The sequence below is a fragment of the Streptomyces albospinus genome (assembly GCF_014648695.1).
Taxonomy (GTDB): domain Bacteria; phylum Actinomycetota; class Actinomycetes; order Streptomycetales; family Streptomycetaceae; genus Streptomyces; species Streptomyces albospinus.
Map to the genome: position 1 here is coordinate 1 of NZ_BMRP01000120.1, position 3,285 is coordinate 3,285.

A 3,285-nucleotide genomic window follows, 5' to 3' on the forward strand; every position below is an offset into this window, starting at 1 on the left:
GCCCCACCTGCCACCGCGACATACCCACACCCGCACCAACCTGACCAAGCACTACTAGTACGGCGGGGCCTGGACGCCGGCACCCGGCCCCACCCCACACCGGACCGGCCCAGCAGGACCATCGCCCACGGACTCTCCAACCTGGGCCCCGCCGCGATTCGACACGGGCACGAAGCACCGCGCCGGCAGTGCGCGGTCGCCCCGGCGGAGTGCTAAGGGTGACTTGCCCGCCGCGGGCGTGGGCGGGGACTTCGAAGTCCTCCCGGACTGTTGTGGTGGGGTTTCTGGAGGCAGTGGTAGAGCTGGCCGAGCATACGGTTGAAGAGGTTGCGCTGGGCGGCTGCGTGTCAGTCGTCGTGCTCGTCGCGTCGGCTGCGGTCGTGGGCCTTGGCGCCAGGTGAGGCGGTGATGGCGGAGAAGGCCCAGAGGTAGCCCGCGTGGTTGAGGTGGTCGTTCTTCACCCAGCGATACGTCGAGATGCCAGAAGACGGCGAGGGTGCCTGCTGCGGTGGTGAGGGTGTACGCGGCGGTCATCGGGTGGGCTCCGTTCATCGGGCCAGGAGGGCGGCTTTCAGTGGAGGAAGAGGCAGGTAGCGGTGCAGCTGGCGTGTCGGGACCTTGCCCGTCGCAGGTCAGGAGGAGCACAGTGGGTGGCTGACGGAGCGCTGGTCTCTGCTGAATGTGTCGTGCATCTGCAACAACGGAACCGGGAGGGTCTGGTCCGAGCGGCCAGCCTCATCCCGTGGCGCGGATGCCCTGGAGGCGCGGAGAAGCCGCGTCGATTGGGTCCGGGCCGACAGGAGTCGGCGCGGGATTCGTCGTAGCGGTCCTGGAGAGCGGAGCACCTTTCTGCTCAAGGACTCGGCGCCCGCGGAACTCATGCGTGCGGTACGGGCTGCCGCGGCCGGAGACGCGTACTTGTCGCCGGGGGCCACCCGCCATGTCATGGACTCGTTGGCGTCCGGCCACAGCGCGCACCGTGCCGAGCAGGCCCGCCGCCGGCTGGAGATGCTGACGGTCGCGAGCTGGAGGTCCTGGCGCTACTGGGTGAGGGCCTGCCCCACGCGGACGCGGTCAGCGCATCCCTATGAGCGAGGCCACGGTCAAGGCGTATGTGAGCCGGATCCTGGCCAAGCTGGGCTGTGAGAACCGGGTACAGGCCGCACTGCTGGCACGAGACGCAGGCCTGGGGACCTGACCGCACCACTCGATGACGTCGACACAGAGCCCGCCGCGGGCGGCTCCCAGCCTGTGACCTTGTCTGTGACCTTCATGCCGGCTGCGTTTGCCTTCGGCTCCGACCTGGGTTGACGCCCATTCAGCCGGCGACCAGAGCCGGTGCTGCCGACGGCACCGTGCGTCCGCCTTGCCGTGCGTCCACCTTGCCTTGGCCGTCGAAGGTTCACGTGAACACCGCAAGCCGTGGGCTCGGCTCAATGGGCCGACCGGGAAAGCGATCGGCTGCTGATGGTCCGTCAGGGATACGCGCGGTCAGGGTGCGGGAGCCAGGAGTCGTCGCACGGTGGTCGGTGTGTGGCCGAGGTACTGGCGCATGGTCCGCGTGAGGTGGGCTTGGTCGGCGTAACCGAGGTCGGCGGCGAGGGTGCTGAGGCTGTTCTCGCCGGCCTCCAGGCGGTCCAGGGCTCGGCCTATACGGACGCGGTGGCGATAACGGGTCACCGAGACGCCGAGTTGGCGCGGAAACGACCGGCTCAGGCGGTAGGGAGAGACACCGAGCAACTCGGCCAGCGTGAACAGCGTGTCCGCGGCCGGGCCTCCTTCGGAGATCGCCTCGCGGGCGGCCGCTACGAGACTCCGATCGCGCTCGACTGACGCGTTTCCGAGCGGGGTCGGTCCGGCGACCGTGCGGCCGATGGCTGTCGACAGCAGACCCAGCAGTTCCTCAGCGAGCGCGTAGTCGATGTCGTCCGAGCGGGCGGCGGCGAGGAGGCGCCGGTGGGCCAGGTCGAGCCTCGGGTCTGTGTAGAGCGTCTGGGCAGTTGGTTCCGCGCCATCCCCGGCCAGGGAACGCCACAGCTGCGGCGTCACGCTGATCGACGTGCAGACGTCGCCCCCGGCAGGGTGAGCGAAGCGCTCCTCCTCGCCCGGGACTCCCACATAGGCCAGGGTCGTGTCGATGTCGGCGGGAACGCCGGCGGCCATCCTGCGGAACCGTCCGCGGCGCACGAGCACCACCCGGTAGTGGGCACGTACGTCCGGCGTCGACCAGCGGGTGTGGTCGGCGTGGCAGGACACCGCGCTGATGCCGAAGTCGGGGCGGGTGGCGACAGGAACGGAAGTGAGCACCCTTCGAACGCTACGCGCCGGGTCTGACAACCGCGCAAGGATGTTCAAGACCCGGGCGGGGCCGCTGCGCCAGGCTCCTCACCAAAGCCCTCGAGGCATCCGGTTGTTCACGATTCTGGAGTCCGCCCATGCCCGTTCTCGAACAGCTCACCACCGTTGTCGTCGACTGCGCCGACCCTGTCGCGCTCGCCGCCTTCTACCAGCAGGCCACCGCCTGGGAACTCACCTACAGCGACAAAGACTTCGCCTCCCTCAGCACGGGCACCACGGGGGCTGGACTGGCTTTCGTCCGCGTGGAGGGCTACCAGGCGCCGAAGTGGCCCGAGGGGAGCAAGCACTTGCACCTCGACTTCACCGTCACCGACCTGGACCGCGCGGTCGAGGAACTGCTCGCCCTCGGGGCCTCCCGGCCTACCTTCCAGCCTGGCGAGGGCCAGTGGGTCGTCCTCATCGACCCCCAGGGGCACCCGCTCTGCCTGATCCCCGCCACGACCGCCGCCAACTGACCGCCCGAGAGATACGGAGAACCGTCCATGGCAGCTGTTCACCGAGATGTCCCGATCGATTCCGGACCCGAGGAGGTGTGGGCGGCGATCCGCGACTGGGGCGAGGTCCATCACAGGCTCGCCCCGGGCTTCGTCGTCGACACCCGTGTCGAAGGCGATGTCCGGGCGGTGACCTTCGCGGAAGGCACGGTGGTGCACGAGCTCATCGTCACGCTGGACGACGACGCCCGGCGCATCGCCTACTCGGTGGTAGGCGGCTCCCTGGAGGCCGTCCACCACCACGCCTCCATGCAGGTGTTCGCCGAAGCCGGTGGTCGCAGCCGCTTCGTCTGGATCACCGACGTACGGCCGCACAGCCTGGCGGAGCCCATCGCCGCGATGGTCGACCAGGGGATCCGGGTGATCCGGCGGACCCTGGAGGCCGCAGCCACCCCCGTTCCCTGATGCCTTCGCGGCCTTGCACCGGGCCGCT

General features: G+C 69.4%; 3 protein-coding genes and 2 pseudogenes. 3 read left to right on the forward strand and 2 right to left on the reverse strand.

Annotation, left to right across the window (positions count from 1 at the left end):
- Positions 1-212 precede the first annotated feature (212 nt).
- Positions 213-467 (reverse strand): annotated as a pseudogene (locus IEZ17_RS45655) (hypothetical protein); the annotation flags it as partial.
- Between the two features lie 379 nt (positions 468-846).
- On the opposite strand from IEZ17_RS45655, the pseudogene IEZ17_RS41455 reads away from it, so the two are divergent.
- Positions 847-1,198: pseudogene (locus IEZ17_RS41455) on the forward strand (response regulator transcription factor); the annotation flags it as partial.
- A gap of 293 nt (positions 1,199-1,491) precedes the next feature.
- Here IEZ17_RS41455 and IEZ17_RS41460 read toward each other — a convergent pair.
- Positions 1,492-2,307, reverse strand: coding sequence for a helix-turn-helix domain-containing protein (locus tag IEZ17_RS41460; protein WP_189308808.1), 816 nt, complete (start codon positions 2,305-2,307; stop codon positions 1,492-1,494).
- Between the two features lie 128 nt (positions 2,308-2,435).
- Between IEZ17_RS41460 and IEZ17_RS41465 the strand changes: the two genes are divergently transcribed.
- A complete protein-coding gene (locus IEZ17_RS41465) occupies positions 2,436-2,813 on the forward strand; it encodes a VOC family protein (protein ID WP_189308809.1) in 378 nt (125 codons plus the stop codon).
- Positions 2,814-2,840: 27 nt separating this feature from the next.
- Complete coding sequence (locus IEZ17_RS41470) at positions 2,841-3,257, forward strand: SRPBCC family protein (RefSeq protein ID WP_189308810.1); 417 nt, start codon at positions 2,841-2,843, stop codon at positions 3,255-3,257.
- Positions 3,258-3,285: the final 28 nt, after the last annotated feature.

Bases quoted from the DNA above. Each gene is read 5' to 3' on its own strand.
- IEZ17_RS41465 (WP_189308809.1), top strand. From the start codon at position 2,436: ATGCCCGTTCTCGAACAGCTCACCACCGTTGTCGTCGACTGCGCCGAC.
- IEZ17_RS41470 (WP_189308810.1), top strand. From the start codon at position 2,841: ATGGCAGCTGTTCACCGAGATGTCCCGATCGATTCCGGACCCGAGGAG.